Raw genomic sequence first — 16,271 nt, forward strand, 5'->3', positions numbered from 1 at the left:
GATCGCCTTACAAACTAGGATGGTTATATTATGTAAATCCCAAACCAATCAGCAAATTTGTATACTTTCTTGATATGTTTTTAAGCCCGTGACGAGGATTGAACTCGTGACCTCACCCTTACCAAGGGTGTGCTCTACCACTGAGCTACACGGGCAATACTGCATTCAAATCTCAAAAATAAAATGGCAATATATAATATTTGTCGCCATTTACTTTTTATTTGGTTTGTGTTATTTGGTTCGTGGTGGGCCGGGCTGGATTTGAACCAGCGTAGGCATAGCCAGCGGATTTACAGTCCGCCCCCATTAACCACTCGGGCACCGACCCTTATTACCCACGATTATTTATAGTAGCACAACCATCTGGGAATGCAAGGTCTTTTTTGAAAATTTTTACTGAGGTATCTGAGGAAGGTGTCTTGCAGGGTGTTTATCCACCGCCAGCACGAGCGCGATCGCGCTGCACAGGGGAGTTTTTAACGGAATTAGACCGCGCCGGGAAATCGCTCTCATCATAAATTTCCCCTACCAGCTCTTCCAAAATATCTTCCAGAGTAATCAATCCCACAGTTCCACCGTACTCATCTACCACAATGGCCATATGCAGGCGCATCTGAAGCATCTCTTTAAGCAGATTGGGAACTCGCTTTGTTTCGGGGACGTATAGGGGCGAGTCCATTGCGGCGGTAACGGGGGATAGGCTGCGACCTTCTTTTTGGCTAAGATTTAAGTGCTGAAGCGCTCGCTTCAGATGAATAATTCCGACAATCTCATCCTTCGATTCCTCTTGCACGGGGATGCGAGAATATCCTGTTTCCAAACACAAATTGACCAAATCCTCAAGAGTCGCTACATGGGAAATTGTCCGCATCTCAATTCGAGGTTTGACGAGATGGCGAGCGCTGAGGCTATCCAGCATCAAAGCTTTGTTGAGCAACTGGCGTTTATCCAAGTCCAAGTGGCCTTTACCACCCAAAACCTCGATCATCAACTGGAGGTCTCTTAAAGATTCTCCCTGCTGAACAGTTGGGCCTTCAAACAAACGAATTACGCTCTGAGCAATGTTTTCAAAGACATAAATTATCGGTGATAGACCGATCGACAGCCAGTAAACCGGGCGAACTGCTAGCCTGAAAAAAGGCATGACATGGGTAATGGCCAAAGATTTAGGCGTAACTTCACCAAAAATCAGCACCAGAAATGTGACAACGGCAGTAGCAACACCCAATCCCGCATTGCCCAACCACAAGACAAATAGGTTACTGGTGAGTATGGCAGAAAAGTTATTCACCAGGTTGTTACCCACCAAAAGGGTCGTAATAAACCGGGCGCGTTTCTCCAATACCAGGGTAAAAATCCGCTTCGGATCGCCGTGTTCTTTAATTAGAGCCCTGAGTTTAAAGTTATCGAGTCCTGTAATCGCCGTTTCGGAACCTGAGAAGAATGCCGAAAGCAAAAGCATTAATGCCAATACTGCAATGTCGAGCCAAATATTTCCCAACAGAGGGCCAGTTGCAGAGGTAGCCAGAATGTAAGTTTGAACGGGTAAAGAAATCACAAGATGTTTTAAAAGGCAAAAAGCCTTTCCCAGACCGAAACCTGAGAAAGAAAGGAAAAGACAAAAGGAAAATATTTCTCAATCGCCTTTTTCCTTTTACTTTTTACTTTAAAGCAGCTCTCCCGTTTCTTGCAGTAAATGCAGACGTCGGTAAATACCTTCTTGGCGTAAAAGTTCTGCGTGGTTACCAACTTCGACTATCTGTCCTCGATCCAAAACGACGATTTTGTCTGCTTCGCGAACAGTGCTGAGTCGGTGAGCGATGACGATCGCAGTACGAGTACCCAAAATACTACGCATTGCCAGCTGAATCGATCGCTCTGATTCGTAGTCTAAGCTAGATGTCGCTTCATCGAAAATCAGAATGTCCGGATCGACTAAAAGCGCCCTAGCAATTCCGAGTCGCTGTCGCTGTCCGCCAGATAAGCGCACTCCCCGCTCTCCGACGAGCGTATGGTAACCTTGGGGCATTTGCTGGATAACTTCATCTAGTCTGGCAATGCGACAAGCTGCTTGCACTTGCTCCAAAGAGGCATTGAGATTACCATATCTGAGGTTATCCAGTAAGGTGCCGTTGAAGATATCCACTTCTTGATGTACGATCGCCAATCTGTGCCGATATGCTGTAACATCCAAGCTGCGAATGTCTTCCCCATCAATGAGAATTCGCCCTCGATTCGCTTCAAAATAGCGAAACAGCAGTTTCACTAAGGTTGATTTACCCGATCCCGATCGCCCAACTAAGGCTACAGTTTGACAAGGTTCTATGAGTAGATTGATATCTTGTAAAACTTGACGGCTGGGATCGTACCCAAAGCTTACCTGGCAAAATTCCACTTTGCCTGTAAACTTATAAGGTGTTGTGCTGGTTGACAGGATTTGCGATTGCAAAACTCCCTTTGAGTCTGCGCCAGACGGCTGCTGCATAAATTCGTGAAACCGTAACATAGACGCATAGCGACGGGCAAAAACCTCCGCCAGGTTACTGATAGGTTCCAACTCGGCGTAAGCCATACTGGAAACAGTTAAAGTCGTGACAAAATGTCCTAATGAAATTTTCCCTCCAACCGTAGCGGCAAGAGTCAAACCCAGTACTGTGAAAACGCAGAACTGAATCACAGTCCTTTGCCAAGTGTTTAGCTTGACGTAACCTTTGTGAACGCGGTAGTCAACTACTTTGAATTCGCGTTCCAGACGTTCTCGTTGTCGTTTTAGTTCTTGCTTTTCGGTAGCGAATGCTTTAACTGTTTTGATGTTCGTAATTATTTCGGAGTTTCGGCTTTCTGTATTTTCTGCGTATTTATCCAACCGCTCTTCAATTTTGATAATAGTCTTCAAGTCTTTGATACTGAAGGTGAGGATAAATACAAAAGAAATCAAAAATAAAATAGCTATGCGCCATTCTATCAGCCAGATAATTACAAAAATTCCTAGTACTCTGCCAAGTTTGGGAATTAGTTGCCCTGCTATTTCTGGATAACTCCAGGTGTGGTTGGCAATGCCTCTAGCTACTTTTCCGGCAATGCGTCCGGGATTGTTTTCGTCATAAAATTCCAGGGGTAACGTCAGAACTTTTTCGATCGCTTTACCGGAATAATCGCGTCGAGAACGCAGGGCAATATCCCAATGAAACCAGGAACTTATCCAAGGTTGTATGGGCGCTCTGACAACGGTGACTAAAAAGATGACGCTCAGCAGCACTGCCAAGGATAAAAGCTTGTTGGCAGGCATCCCAGTGAGTGCGGATGCTGCATCGATCGCTTTTTGCAGTAGTGCATCCAGGGGTTGTCCTGACAGGACGTTTAAAATTTGCCCAATGGTATAGGGAACTGCTAGGTCTACGATTTCAAAGAGACTGGCTGCTGCAATACTCAAAAGTGCGATCGCTCGGTAAGGCCGATAATATTTGACAATATCTCGAAATGTTGCCATGCAGTGGGTTTGGAATAACGACCAATCCCAGATCTTGTGGTAATGTTTTGCTGGGGTATTTGTATTATATATGTAGTACAAGATGCCGTGTCTACCAAAAGGTTTATTTAGAGCGCCTTGCAGTTGTATGAAGTAAATTTACTCCCTTCCCGCCGTAAGACGATCGATCGCAAGTTACCTGTTGTTCTTTTCTCCCCCACTCTCCCCAAAGCATACATATTCTTTGAGCGGGAAGGGAGTAAAGTCTGACCTCTGGACGTTGCCCCTGTGACAAGAGAGGATGTATGGTAACGCAGAGCTATTTTTATCCAAATAGAAGTTTATGGCAGACTCCACTCCCAGCGATCGCACTTCAAAGCCCAAAAAACTTGAATCCATAAATCCTGAGTTATACGCACAACTCAAAGCTGAAGCTGCTGCACCCTACCGAGGTTTGCGGAAATTTATCTATGTAGCTTTTGGGGCTTCTGGCTTTATCGGTGCTGTGATTTTCTTAGCTCAATTAGCCGCCGGTCGGGAAGTTGACTCTGCCTTACCTAATTTTGCCCTGCAAGTGGGCGTGGTGGCCTTAATGATTTGGCTATTTCGCTTAGACGGGCGAAAGGCCCGCAAATCGAAGACAAAGAAAAGCTAGTCCGGCTACAGGAGCATCGTAACGTAAAGTACATATAACTTTACTTTACTTAAACTTTTCAGACAATTAGCAAAGAATATAAAGAAAATATTAGGAAATTTATGTTTTCCAAAAACGGATGCGATTATAAAAGTAGTTGAAACGGGGTCAGCCAATATATAGACCCTGAACATAAAACTCTCAAATGACATTCAAATGGGGTCAGCAAACCTAAAGGCCCTAAACATAAAAAAATATTGACAAAATTTTAAAGTCATGTTAAAAGCCAGTCTTCCTAATCAGGAAAACTGGCTTTTAACATTTTGAGCTTGCTTGAAAAAGTCGAAAATTCTTTACGGTAACCGATTCGCCTCTGGCGTACCTCCAATGATGTAAGGGGAAGGAATCGCTTCCGCCCGTCCGGAATTGACGAGAGCTTGGTAAACAAAAGCTGCAACATCTGCACGAGTTGCAACTTGATTGGGATTTAATAAATTCTGTTGAGGATAGTTGACAACTAGCTTCTGTTGGGTTGCTGCTGCGACTGCTGGGCCGGCGTAATTAGGAATTTGGGCAGCATCTTTGAACAGAGAAAGCAAGTTTGTATCTCCTGGAGGCAGTTTTAGACCGCTGGCAAGAGAAACGAGCGCTTGAACTCTGGTAATTTCTTGTTGAGGTCTAAAGACGCGACCTTCATATCCAGACAGAAAACCACCCCGGTAAGCAGCTTGAATAGCTTCAAAGCCCCAAAAATTTCTGGCCACATCAGTAAAGTTCATACTGGGGCGAGTAGGTGCAGGGGAAAAGGCTTTGTTGACAATGACGGCAAACTGGGCACGGTTAACTGCTTCGCGGGGGCGAAAAGTACCATCGGCAAATCCAGCAATGATACCTTTGGCAGCAAGGGCTTCAATATAAGGTTTAGCCCAGTGACCTTCGATATCTGCAAAAGTAGAAGAACCGCCCCCTGCTGGTGGCTTTACTTCAGCGGCAACAAAATCGACGCGACCGGAAATGCGGCTGCGATTAATATTGTTACCGACAGCAACTATAGTGTTGCTGGCGGTGGCGTTGTGGAGGTCGAGTTTACCGTTGTTGCGGATAATATTATTGCCGGGGTTACTTGCAGTTCCCAAATCCGGTTGAGCGTTGATGGTGACAACTACACCATCTCGTGTATTGCTCTGAATCAGATTGTTACGCAGCACCGGGCGGGCTGAATCGTTGATATAAATTCCGTCGGTATTTTGGAGAATGCGATTTTCTGTAACTAAAGGCGATGCTGTACCGCCGATCGCAATCCCAAAGCCGGTACTTACAAATAGATTACCGCGAATTTCACCTGCGGCGGACTTAGCGACAGAGATACCGTTACCGTCGTTGCGAGTAAACAAATTATTTTCAATCTTGGGTGTACCGTTACCGGTGACAAAAACGCCTTCTCTTTTACTATCGCTGAAGGTATTGTTGCCGATCGTGGGATTGGTCGATTCTACCCATACTCCTGTACCGCGTTTATTGGGATTGGTAATCGTCAAACCTCTAATTTGACTATCTGGTTCGGCAATTATGGTAACGTCTTGACGCGAAAATGTCGGGCTGATGTACTGACCACCACCGATAATAACTATGCCCTGACCTTTGTTGGATTCGTCACCGCGTAGAATAACGCCACGTTTGATAGTCAGTGGAAAAACTTCGCCGCTGTCAGCTGTGTAGGAACCAGGTGCTAGCTGAATAGTAGTGCCTGGTTGCGCTTGTTTGAGAGCGAAAGTAATCGTTTTATAAGCGGTTACTTCGGTGTTTCCAGCGCCAGTGCTGTCATTACCCATTTTTGGGTTGACGTAAATAATATTACCAGTAATTGGTGTTTGAGCTATTTGTACAGGTGCTGGTTTTATACTAGCCCAAGCCGATTGAGATATTGGGCTATCATAAGCAGAAAGTAGCAAAGCTGCTAGTCCAAGGGTTAGAGCAGATGGGATGCGTTTGGCTTTATGGACTCGATCGAGATCGGAAGATGATTGTGTATTCATTTCCTGTAGTTTTAGCGATAATACGATGTTCGTTGCCGATCGTTGAAATAGCTGTCAGTTTCAAAGTTGAGCCACATCTGAGGACAAGTTCCTCACTTGCCAAGTTCCGCTTGGAATATGTGTCCAGCTTGCACGGTTAGCGAACAGAAGCTGAAACTTCACTTATCATAAATGGTGCAATTTAGGCAAGTAGCTATAGCTAAAATCGTGCCGTTTTAAGGCGATCGGAAATGAACGCAAAGCACTGCAATCAGGAATATGCGACCGCATTCCCAAAAGTGTGAAGTTAGACTTGCTTGTACGCAAGCCAAACTACCAGATGAGAGTTTGCCGTCCTTAAACCAAACTACAAGATCCAAGGAGCGATCGCGTTGACAAAAATCTTTATATTTGGCAAATATACAATTAAATCGCAGATCCCTCTGCGATCGCTTAAATATATAGATAAATTGCCCACTCGCTTAAGTGAGTGAACTTGCAGAAAACTTACCGATCGGTTAGACAAAAAAGCAACCGAATCAGTACGCTAAAGTTTCAAGAGTTTCGCGCAAATAACGCTGTACTCGATAATCCAGACTGGTATCCTGGTAGCGATCGTCTACTTGCTGGCGTTCCATTTGCCAGCTTTGAAAGCCGGAGCTAGAAGCGATCGCCATTTTGAGATTAGCCCAGATTTGGCTATCTTCGAGAAATTCCCTAGAGGATGAAGCAGGATAAGTGGCCATAGGCACCCCAAGAACATCTAAATTGAGTTTGAGGAATTTGAGGGTTTAGAACCCGCATCTTCTATTATGGGCGCTGAAGCTGAGGACGACTGTTTTTCCTGAACATTAATGAATGGCAAAATTTGATTTACTTGCCAACCAGGAATTGTAAAGTCTTGGCGAATCTTTTCTAAAGGATAGGGTTCTGTAGCCGCAAATGCCGATTCGCTGGTCATAAGGACTGCCAGAACGCTAATGGGTACCTGCAAGAACAAATTGCACAAAAGAAATGCTGCTGCTGCCAGTAACAACCCAGCGAAACGCCATTCTGGCGGAAAAGGCGCAAAGGGGGCTGCAATGGGAGCAGCACGGTAAAGTTGCCATAGAATGGCAACTAAAAGAATCGGTGCTGCTATTGCCAAGACTCGCTGCAAGGGCTTTTTAAACAAACTCAAGATTTTTCGTTGCTCTTGAGTTAGCTTCTCTGGCTTCAGGGCGAGAATTAAAATGCTGAATATATTAAAGTGGCGGAATAACTGCATCCACAAAACAGGAGCAATTCCCACCACTACTATTAATAACAGCTCCAGCCAAACAGGGAGAATTGGATCTCCGACTGCCAATCCCAGCCAGCAAAGCACCAGCAATATGGGAAGAGCCGCCAATCCAGCAAGGTGAATCCACAAAAAAGGTTCTGACCAGAATGAACGCATAGGGATTTGAGATTTGAGATTTTGGATTTTGGATTAAATCCAAAATCCAAAATTGATTAACTAGGAGTGAGAGTACGGCGCTTGGTGACCATCTTGAACGCTTCAATTCGGTCGCCCACAGACCAATCGTTGAACTTATCGATGCCGATACCGCATTCAAAGCCGGCGTTGACTTCTTTGGCATCTTCTTTCATCCGTTTGAGGGAATCGAGAGTACCTTCATAAATCACCTGACCGCCTCGGCGCACGCGCACTTTACAGTTGCGAACCGCCTTGCCGGATATGATGTAACAACCGGCGACAGCCCCTCGACCGACTGGGAAGACAGCACGTACTTCCGCTTCGCCCAAAGCTTCTTCTACCAATTCTGGTTCCAGCAAGCCTTCCATCGCTCCTTGAATGTCTTCCAGGAGTTTGTAGATGATGTTGTATTCGCGCACATCTACACCCGCTTGGTCGGCTGCTTGACGGGCTCCGCTGGCCAAGGTGGTATTGAAACCAACGATGACGGCGTTGCTGGCTGCTGCCAAGTCTACGTCTGTTTGAGTGATTTCGCCAGGGGCAGCTAGCAGGATACGGATTTGCACCTGATTCTGGGGCAGCTGTTGCAGAGAGCCGACAATTGCTTCTGCCGAACCTTGAACATCTGCTTTGAGGATGAGGTTGAGTTCCTTGAGTTCGCCTTCTTGAGCTTTCGCCGAGAGGGTTGTGAGGGTAACTCCGCGCATCAGGCGAGATTGTCGCTGTTGTTCGGCACGTTCTTGAGCAAGCGCACGCGCTTTCTTTTCATCTTGGAACACGTCGAACTCATCGCCTGCGGCGGGAACTTCGCTCAGTCCCAATACTTCCACCGCAAACGATGGACTTGCGGCTTCCACGCGATTGCCTCGATCGTCGATCATCGCCCGCACCTTACCGAAGGCAGAACCGGCTACGAGGATATCACCCACTCGCAGAGTACCGTTTTGCACTAACAAAGTAGCAACCGGGCCTCTTGACTTATCCAAATTGGCTTCAATTACCGTTCCTTTGGCCGAGCGATTCGGGTTGGCCACGAGATGTTCGTCAACTTCTGCTACCAGGAGAATCATTTCCAGGAGGGAATCCAGGTTTTGTTTTTGCATTGCGCTGACGCTAACCATAATCGTCTCGCCGCCCCATTCTTCTGGTACCAAAGCGAATTCCGTCAGTTCTTGCTTGACGCGATCGGGTTGTGCGTCTGGTTTGTCGATTTTGTTAATTGCTACGACAATGGGTACTTCTGCGGCTTTAGCGTGGCTGATCGCTTCGATCGTCTGAGGTTGGACACCATCATCTGCGGCTACTACCAGTACGGCGATATCTGTAACTCTTGCCCCACGCGCTCGCATAGCGGTAAATGCTTCGTGACCGGGCGTATCCAGAAATACTACCTGCTGAGTGTTGCCATCGTGCTGTACGTCTACATGATAAGCACCGATATGCTGGGTAATACCGCCTGCTTCCCCCTGAGCCACCTTGCTTTCGCGGATAGCATCCAACAGAGTAGTTTTACCGTGGTCTACGTGACCCATGATTGTGACGACAGGCGGACGACGCTGAAGATGATCCAGATCTTCCACATCAATCATCTCGCTACCTTTGCTCGCTTCAGCTTCCTTCTGGGCGGTTTCCACGTCCACACCCAGATCGTTGGCCAGCATAGTCACCGTGGGGACATCAAGGCTTTGAGTAATGGTAACGGCCATACCTTTAAAGAACAGCCGCTTGACAATTTCCGTGTCCGGTACTCCCAGAGCTTGCGCGAGCTCTTGCACGGTCATGCTACCGATTAAAACTAGCTTCTGAGGACGATCGACTGCGGACTCTTCTCGACCTCGGTTGCGAGCTGCTTTAGCAGCGTTACCATCGCGGGAAGGAGCTTCCTTTTGACGCTTTGTAGCGGCTTGGGCTGCTGCGGTTGCTGGTGCCGATCGAGGTGCTTTTGGCTTCGGCGGGCGAGCGACTGAAAGACTGACTTGAATTGTGGGAGGCAAAACTTCGAGGTCGCTTTCATCGAAATCAACCTCATCCTCATCAAAAAGTGCCTGCTTGCTGCGTTTCCCAGCTCCTTTAACTTTGGCCGCTTTGCTGGGCAAATCTTCTTCTTCCTCTTCCCAGTTTTTCGCTTTTTTAGGTGGTCTGGGAGGTTGCGGTCGCTTCAGTTCCTGCTCTGACAAAGCTGTCGTTTCTTCTATTTCCTCACCTTCTGCGGCTGTATCTCCTCTGAGATCTGCTTCTTCAGATGCGGCAGGACGGATGGGGCGGCTAGGTGGATTCGGTTTGACCACCGGTTTGGGCCGCTGTAGTTCTGGTAAGGGTGGCGCTGGTGGTGCAGTTGTGCGGTTAGGCTTCGACTCCTGAAGTGATTGCTTTCTCTCTTCTCTTTTCTCTTGTCTTTTATCTTCCCGCTTATCTTCCCTTCCCTCTACCTTTTTCTCGACAGGCTGCTGCCCAGTTGCGGCTGGCTTAGGCTTTTTCTTAACAGGTTGGTCTGTTTGGTTTTGGTTAGCCTGACGGTTGGGTGGCGAGGCGACTGGTCTCGATGGAGGTTCGGTAAGCTTAGGTTGTTCTGGTGCGGGACGAGAAGGGGGAACTTGCTGAACTTGCTGTATTTGCTGAACCTTTAAGGGTGTGCCTTTGTCGTTCGCTACAACTTCCTGATTTTGGCTGGGGCGTACTGGTCGAGTAGGTGCCGACGGCTTCATAGATAAAGACGTTGGCTGACTTACTGGCGGTTGGGGCGGGATAGCAACGGGCGCTCCCAATTGTTTCGGAGGGTTAACAGCAGGACGCTCCTGATGTTGGCGAATTCCCAAAATCTGCTGTTTTTTTGGGGCATTGGGCTTTGGGCCCGATGGCGGTGATTGTGAGTGTGTCTTATTGTGAGATGGAGCCGATTTGCTGGGAGATGTATGCTGGGCTGCATATTTCTCCGCAACTGTGCGAATGCGTTCTGCGGACTCGTCGGTAATAGTGCTGCTGTGACTTTTGACTGGAATCCGCAGCTGATCGCAAATTGCAAGAATATCCTTATTGTCCAAATTAAGTTCCCGTGATAAATCGTAAATTCTGACTTTGCCGTTGTTCATCCACGCTTTCCCCTTGACTCATACCAGCGGTCTCTGATGACCTACTGTTCTAAGATATCTACATCATTGGTATGCTGCCTCCTTTGTGGGAGTTGCAACTGGTTGGAAAGCAATCAAGGAAAACAGATGCAGTTTCGCCGCTTGGCTTTCGCCGAAGAATTTATGAATTGCAACTTTTGATGTGTTGGCGGGAGAACTCATGGGGTAATTGATTCGGTCTGGCCGATATCTACTCCATGAAGCAGATCGTGTGTTACCGGAGCCCGGTACGATCCGCATTGCCAATGTTGTTAGTTGTAATCTGGCACAAATTTTTCAGCAACTGTGGACGGTTTTGTTTGCAAATTTATCCTTGGCTACTTTAACAAGCACCTATTTACTATTTTGGCACTCACCTTGCTGTTCGGCGCTGTTAGGGTTTGCCGTGCCCCGATGGAAGCCAGAGTGGCAGCGAGTGCAATTCTGGCCTGCATCCGGTTCGGAATCCGATGCGATCCGCTCGCGAGGTTTTGAGTTGATTGACGCCTGGTGGTTAGATAAATGTTGCCACAAGGCTTGGTATATTTCTGGGGGCACTGCTGTTTTGAGCGCGTTCCCCAGACGATTTTTTTTCTGAGCTGCTTGCAAGCAACTCTGAGTCGGACAAAGATAGGCCGATCGACCTTCCCCCCGATCTAATTCTACCTGCCTGGATGGATAGACTCTGACAATGCGCCAGAAAGCTTGTTTGGGCGCTACCCGACGACAACTGATACAACGTCGATAATTGGGTTCCACACTCTATCTTCCTCGTCAAAGCATCCAAGAGAGTTTATTCATCTAAGTCAACATCTTCTTCGACTTCATCCAAATTGTATTTTTCGATGGTGTCGTCTTCCTCTCGCTCGCGCTCTAATTCTTCTGCCTGAGCGATAGCTTCTGCTATTTTTCGGTCTTCAGCTGCGGCATCGTACTTCGCTGCGTCTTTGATGTCTATTTTCCATCCGGTGAGGCGGGCGGCCAGACGCACATTTTGCCCTTCTTTGCCGATCGCTAGACTCAGCTGATCTTCAGTGACCAAAACATGAGCTTGACGAGCTTCTGGATTTACCAGTCGCACTTCTTCTACTCTAGCTGGACTGAGGGCATTAGCAATATATGTGGCGGGGTCTGGCGACCATCTGATGACGTCGATTTTTTCTCCCCGCAATTCGTTTACGACTACTTGAATGCGGGAGCCCCGCGCCCCAATACAAGCACCTACGGGATCTACATCTCGCTCTAAAGTATCGACAGCTATTTTAGTACGCGGGCCAAGAGAACGGGAGGGTGGGTTGGCTTCCCGTGCTACTGCAACGATGCGGACTACTTCATCTTCTATTTCTGGGACTTCAGTGCTGAAAAGTTCGACTACCAAACCGGCAGCTGCTCTGGAAACCAGTAGCTGTGGCCCGCGCTGCGGGCCTTCCCGCACTTTTTTAAGATAAACCTTAAAGGTGGCGTTGGCGCGATAGTTGTCGTTAGGTAGCTGTTCTCGCTTGGGCAATTCGGCTTCTACTTCTGGCTGATTAAAGCCACTGCTAACAGCCAGGATCGCTGATTGCCGCTCAAAGCGCAGCACCCGCGCCTGCATAACGTTGCCTTCTAAGTCTTGAAATTCCTCTTGAATCATTTTGCGCTGCTGGTCGCGCAGTTTTTGAGAAAGCACTTGCTTGGTTTGGATTGCCGCCATGCGACCGAACTCGCCTTGATCTGGCGTTACGTCTAAAACTACGGTGTCCCCCAGCTGGGCTTCTTCCACGACTGGCTGAACGTCTGAGAGGGCAATTTCGTGGTCGCTGCTGTTTACTTCTTCCACAATTGTTTTGGTAGCGAGAACCCGAAAGCCTTCCTCTTCGACGTTTAGTTCTACTTCTAAATTCTCGAAGTAGTCTTCGTCAAAATGCTTATTGATATTTTGGGTACGCCGATAACGCTCATAGCCTTTCAATAAAGCTTCTCTGAGGGCTGCTTGAACAGCGTGTCGGGGTAAATTGCGTTCCCGGCTGATGCTGTCGATCAGCTCTTTAAGTCCGGGTAAATTAACCATTGTCATGGGCGAAACCTCCTGTGATGAGAAATTGAAAATTAAAAATTAAAAATCCAAACGGGAATAGTTTTTGGATTTTTAATTTTTAATTTTTTGTTCGTCTAGTTGCACTCGCGAGACCGAGGTACGGGGAATTGCGATCGCTCGACCTTTTTGGTTGAGGTAAACTGCTGTATCGTCCCGCTTAATCAGTTGTCCTCGCCACTCGCTCTTGCCCTCGTAAGGCTCCGATGTGCTGACTAGCACCGTAAATCCCTTAAATGAAACAAACTCTCTATCTGTGGTCAGCTGCCGAGAAATGCCGGGACTGGAAATCTCTAGGATGTAGGCATCGGGAATAATATCTGTGGCATCTAAGGTTGCTTCCAATGCTCGACTCATACGTTCGCAATCATCCAAGCTTGTATCTTGCTGAGGATTGCGAATGTCCACACGCAGAATCGGTGGGTATTGGTTGGTTTGGAATACCGCTCCGACAACCTCTAACCCGATGGCTTCGGCAACGGGTACGGCCAAGTCAATTATTTGCGGTACAAGGGGATGAGTCATAGGATAACTCCAATAAAAAAAGTGGGACAAATACCCACTTCCTCTGAAAGGATATGAACTACTCGGCTCTCACAAGTTAGGTAAAATTCTCTGACCTAACAGGAGCTTCGAGTTTCTGACGCTTGAACGCACTGCACATTTGACACTCCCCGACTTAAAGCTACGGGGATTCTTGGGCTGAATACTGCCTCTACCAAACAAGTTAGCGTTGGACTTACACACTCATGTCTAACCTGAATCTAGTTTTACCTAGTCCACTTAAAGGTTACTCCCCAAGCGTAAATTCGGGTATGCCCTACCCTATGCAAATTTTCTTCTTTGTCTTTAGCTCTTTGTCCTTACCGTGTGGTTCTATTTTTGATTCCAGTCACGGAAAGGCATTTCTAACTTACGGAGTAGGACGTTTAACCTGTTTCCTCCGAAGTGTTAGCGCTCAGCGACCTAAGACTATCTTAATACAAGGCTGTACAAAGCCGTCCTAGAAGGACGGGTTTTTAAACCCAAATTTTCGATAAGCTTAGTTATAGAAGCGGATTCCTTCGCTATATCGCCTTAAGACCAGATAACGTCCAGGTGCGCTGGAGTCCGAGAGCGAGTCGTAGAAGCTTTTGCCTACGTAACGCTCTGAAGTAATAGCAATTACCTATCAGAAAATTGCTCCGCTCGGTCGTGCCTCCAGATAATTTATCTTTTGGTGTACCAGTCTTATTCTACTATAGTGTTGCTGCGCTCGAACTTAATACCAGGAATTTTTAGAACCCTTGAGGTTAACCGCTCTTGTTTGCTTAAGCCTCCTACCAAGCGAGTCGATCGTTGTTCCGATCTTTTTATCTATTATAGCTAAGTGGTATTTTTCCTGCTTTGGTTCGTAAATCTAAATGATTGAAATCCTTGAGAAGTTTCACTTTTTTTACCTTTGTAAGCAGTATAAATTCTGCTTAAGCTTTCTTCATTTGTGCAAATCTCTATCTAAGTAATTTAGACTATATTGAATGTTTTTTGTATGGATAAATTTGTCCGTCTTGCGTTTGAGTCAACTGGCGGATTTTCCTGGTTTCTTCCATAACTTGTTCCACATCCTCTTGAGATAACCGCTCGACATAATTAATTTTGATTTCTTCCAGCATATCTAAGACTAAGCTTTGAATTTTATCTACAGTTTGTTGGCTTTGCACTTCTTGGGCGATCGCTTCACCGAAGTGTTGCACAAGTTGGGCAGATAGTTTGGCTCCTTCGGCATCTTCAAGGGCAGCCTTAATAGCTTCGTATGCTCCTTGAGAGATTTCCGTAACTAATCTTTCCGTAAGCTGATTGGGTATGTTGGCTAATAGAGGTATATTTTGAATATTCTTGTAGGCTGGTAAATTTTTGAGTACGCTTTCTATATTGTGACGCAGTATTGCTTCCAAATCGGGCTGAATTTTTGGCAAAACTCGGTAGACGATCAGTTTGATCATTATATCAGCGATCGCTTCCACCTCGTTCACATTATTGATATCTATATAAGTACGTTTTTCTGGTTGCAATAGCCAGCGCGTTATTTCGCCTTTTTCGATCGAGCTTTGAACTTGCTTAATCACTCGGACTACTACAACTTCAGTTATTTCTTCTGCGAAAGTGGCTACAAACCCTTGACTAAATTGTGCTTGTATGCGGTCGAGATCTATTAACTCAGCTTGGTGGAGGCGAAGAGTCACCGGAATAATTCGCAGCCATCGCCAGAATGGAATTAGGAGGAAGATGTCATACCAACGCCACAACATGGCATCTCGCCAACTGACTCCAAAGTGACGGCGACCGATCGACCAGGTACGTCCTAAAAACTCCAAACCGAATATAATTGCAAATGGTATATCTAGAATCCAGAATTTATCTACGAATTCGCCGCTTTCAGCGATCGGACGAAAATAATTTGTTTCGATCGAAGGACGAATCTTGTTATTAAAAAAAGTAATTTCTTTTTTCCACCCATTTTTTAATAAATAATCTTGGCTCCAAAATGTTTTGAAAGACTGGCGGGCAGAATCTAGACCGATGCGATCGCGCATTCTATTTTTAATCTTTTCCAGTGTGCCGCTTTTATTAGCTACTCTAAACGGGTCGCTATCAATCATTTCGTTGCTGAGACGGCGCATATCGGCCAGCAATTTTTCGGTTTCTGGTGACTGCAAGCCTTGTTGCGCCACTTGTTCTTCCAGTGCATTTACTGTCTCTAGATACTTTTGTGTTTCGCGATGGGGTTGAATACCCTTAACTGGGTCATACCAGTGAGTTATAGGAGGAAGAGGTATTTTTATAACAAAGTCAAGAAATTGGAGATTACCTTGCAGCCAGAAATTCCGCCAAGGTACATAGCTCATATCGAATAGCACCAAGCCTAAGTTGAGGGATGCTAGTATAGCCATCAATCTTTCAAACCAAAGATTGCGGCGAGATGAAAATTTATTTTTACCTAGTTTTGGCAGTGAAGACATAGTTTATATGTAAATTTTTTTTAAGTAAAAGAAACTATTTTTAAAATTGTACATACGAAGGCTAAGCTAAGTAGTTTGCCTCTAAAGGCTAGGCGATCGAATGCCGTTGTACAAACAAAAGTTTAATCTTTGACATCCCTCCTGTGAGCGATCGAGGAGATAAAGTGGCTGCAAATTACAGAATAACTTAATTTAGTAGATCTTGAGTGCTTAAACCTACGATTTTAATGCGTAATTTGGTACGGCGATCTTTAAAGCCGCGCCAAATGGGGGACTTTGCAGAGAAAACGCAAATACTGGGGATTACCTCAAGAAACATTGCCCTGTTTATGCTTAAATCCGTGCATTTTCCGGTAGGGGTCTGCCTTTTGGTTCCGGTAAAGCAGGACGCGGTTGGTACGGCATGGGTAAGTAGTCGGACAAAAGTAATCGACACTGTATGAACTTTTGTTAAGGCACTTGCAGGAGTGCCTTCGCACAGCGTGCCGTAGGCATATCGTGCATCGGCACAATT

Annotated in this window: 11 protein-coding genes, 2 tRNA genes and 1 pseudogene; 1 reads left to right on the forward strand and 13 read right to left on the reverse strand. The window is 46.3% G+C overall.

Annotation, left to right across the window (positions count from 1 at the left end; translation table 11 throughout):
* Positions 1-83: 83 nt before the first annotated feature.
* From H6G03_RS14490 to H6G03_RS14505, 4 genes are all read right to left on the reverse strand, one after another.
* Positions 84-155: transfer RNA gene (locus H6G03_RS14490), tRNA-Thr, on the reverse strand.
* Between the two features lie 88 nt (positions 156-243).
* Positions 244-328: transfer RNA gene (locus tag H6G03_RS14495), tRNA-Tyr, on the reverse strand.
* 102 nt (positions 329-430) lie between these two features.
* Positions 431-1,558 (reverse strand): CNNM domain-containing protein, encoded by a 1,128-nt coding sequence (locus H6G03_RS14500; RefSeq protein ID WP_190465076.1) that lies wholly within the window; start codon positions 1,556-1,558, stop codon positions 431-433.
* Between the two features lie 108 nt (positions 1,559-1,666).
* Positions 1,667-3,490 carry an ABC transporter ATP-binding protein gene (locus tag H6G03_RS14505; RefSeq protein WP_190465077.1) on the reverse strand — a complete coding sequence of 608 codons (1,824 nt, stop codon included), beginning with the start codon at positions 3,488-3,490 and terminating at the stop codon, positions 1,667-1,669.
* 322 nt (positions 3,491-3,812) lie between these two features.
* Between H6G03_RS14505 and H6G03_RS14510 the strand changes: the two genes are divergently transcribed.
* Positions 3,813-4,124: a DUF3493 domain-containing protein gene (locus H6G03_RS14510; RefSeq protein WP_190465078.1), complete on the forward strand. Its 312-nt coding sequence runs from the start codon at positions 3,813-3,815 to the stop codon at positions 4,122-4,124.
* Positions 4,125-4,456: 332 nt separating this feature from the next.
* Here H6G03_RS14510 and H6G03_RS14515 read toward each other — a convergent pair whose 3' ends face one another.
* The 9 genes and pseudogenes from H6G03_RS14515 to H6G03_RS37555 all read right to left on the reverse strand — a co-directional run.
* Positions 4,457-6,139 (reverse strand): DUF1565 domain-containing protein, encoded by a 1,683-nt coding sequence (locus H6G03_RS14515; RefSeq protein WP_190465079.1) that lies wholly within the window; start codon positions 6,137-6,139, stop codon positions 4,457-4,459.
* A 518-nt stretch (positions 6,140-6,657) separates the two neighbouring features.
* A complete protein-coding gene (locus H6G03_RS14520) occupies positions 6,658-6,864 on the reverse strand; it encodes a hypothetical protein (protein ID WP_190465080.1) in 207 nt (68 codons plus the stop codon).
* 17 nt (positions 6,865-6,881) lie between these two features.
* Positions 6,882-7,556: a low-complexity tail membrane protein gene (locus H6G03_RS14525; protein WP_190465081.1), complete on the reverse strand. Its 675-nt coding sequence runs from the start codon at positions 7,554-7,556 to the stop codon at positions 6,882-6,884.
* 56 nt (positions 7,557-7,612) lie between these two features.
* A complete protein-coding gene (gene infB, locus H6G03_RS14530) occupies positions 7,613-10,666 on the reverse strand; it encodes a translation initiation factor IF-2 (RefSeq protein WP_190465082.1) in 3,054 nt (1,017 codons plus the stop codon).
* 534 nt (positions 10,667-11,200) lie between these two features.
* Positions 11,201-11,443, reverse strand: a pseudogene (locus tag H6G03_RS39775) (YlxR family protein); the annotation flags it as partial.
* A gap of 34 nt (positions 11,444-11,477) precedes the next feature.
* A complete protein-coding gene (gene nusA / locus H6G03_RS14540) occupies positions 11,478-12,740 on the reverse strand; it encodes a transcription termination factor NusA (protein ID WP_190465084.1) in 1,263 nt (420 codons plus the stop codon).
* Positions 12,741-12,812: 72 nt separating this feature from the next.
* Positions 12,813-13,283 carry a ribosome maturation factor RimP gene (gene rimP, locus H6G03_RS14545; protein WP_190465085.1) on the reverse strand — a complete coding sequence of 157 codons (471 nt, stop codon included), beginning with the start codon at positions 13,281-13,283 and terminating at the stop codon, positions 12,813-12,815.
* Between the two features lie 983 nt (positions 13,284-14,266).
* The gene (locus H6G03_RS14550) at positions 14,267-15,757 is read right to left on the reverse strand and encodes a hypothetical protein (protein ID WP_190465086.1); all 1,491 of its coding nucleotides are present in this window, start codon (positions 15,755-15,757) and stop codon (positions 14,267-14,269) included.
* Between the two features lie 187 nt (positions 15,758-15,944).
* Positions 15,945-16,271 (reverse strand): hypothetical protein (locus H6G03_RS37555; RefSeq protein ID WP_206756628.1); only part of this gene is annotated, 327 nt, incomplete at its 5' end.

The organism is Aerosakkonema funiforme FACHB-1375, from assembly GCF_014696265.1.
Lineage (GTDB): Bacteria > Cyanobacteriota > Cyanobacteriia > Cyanobacteriales > Aerosakkonemataceae > Aerosakkonema > Aerosakkonema funiforme_A.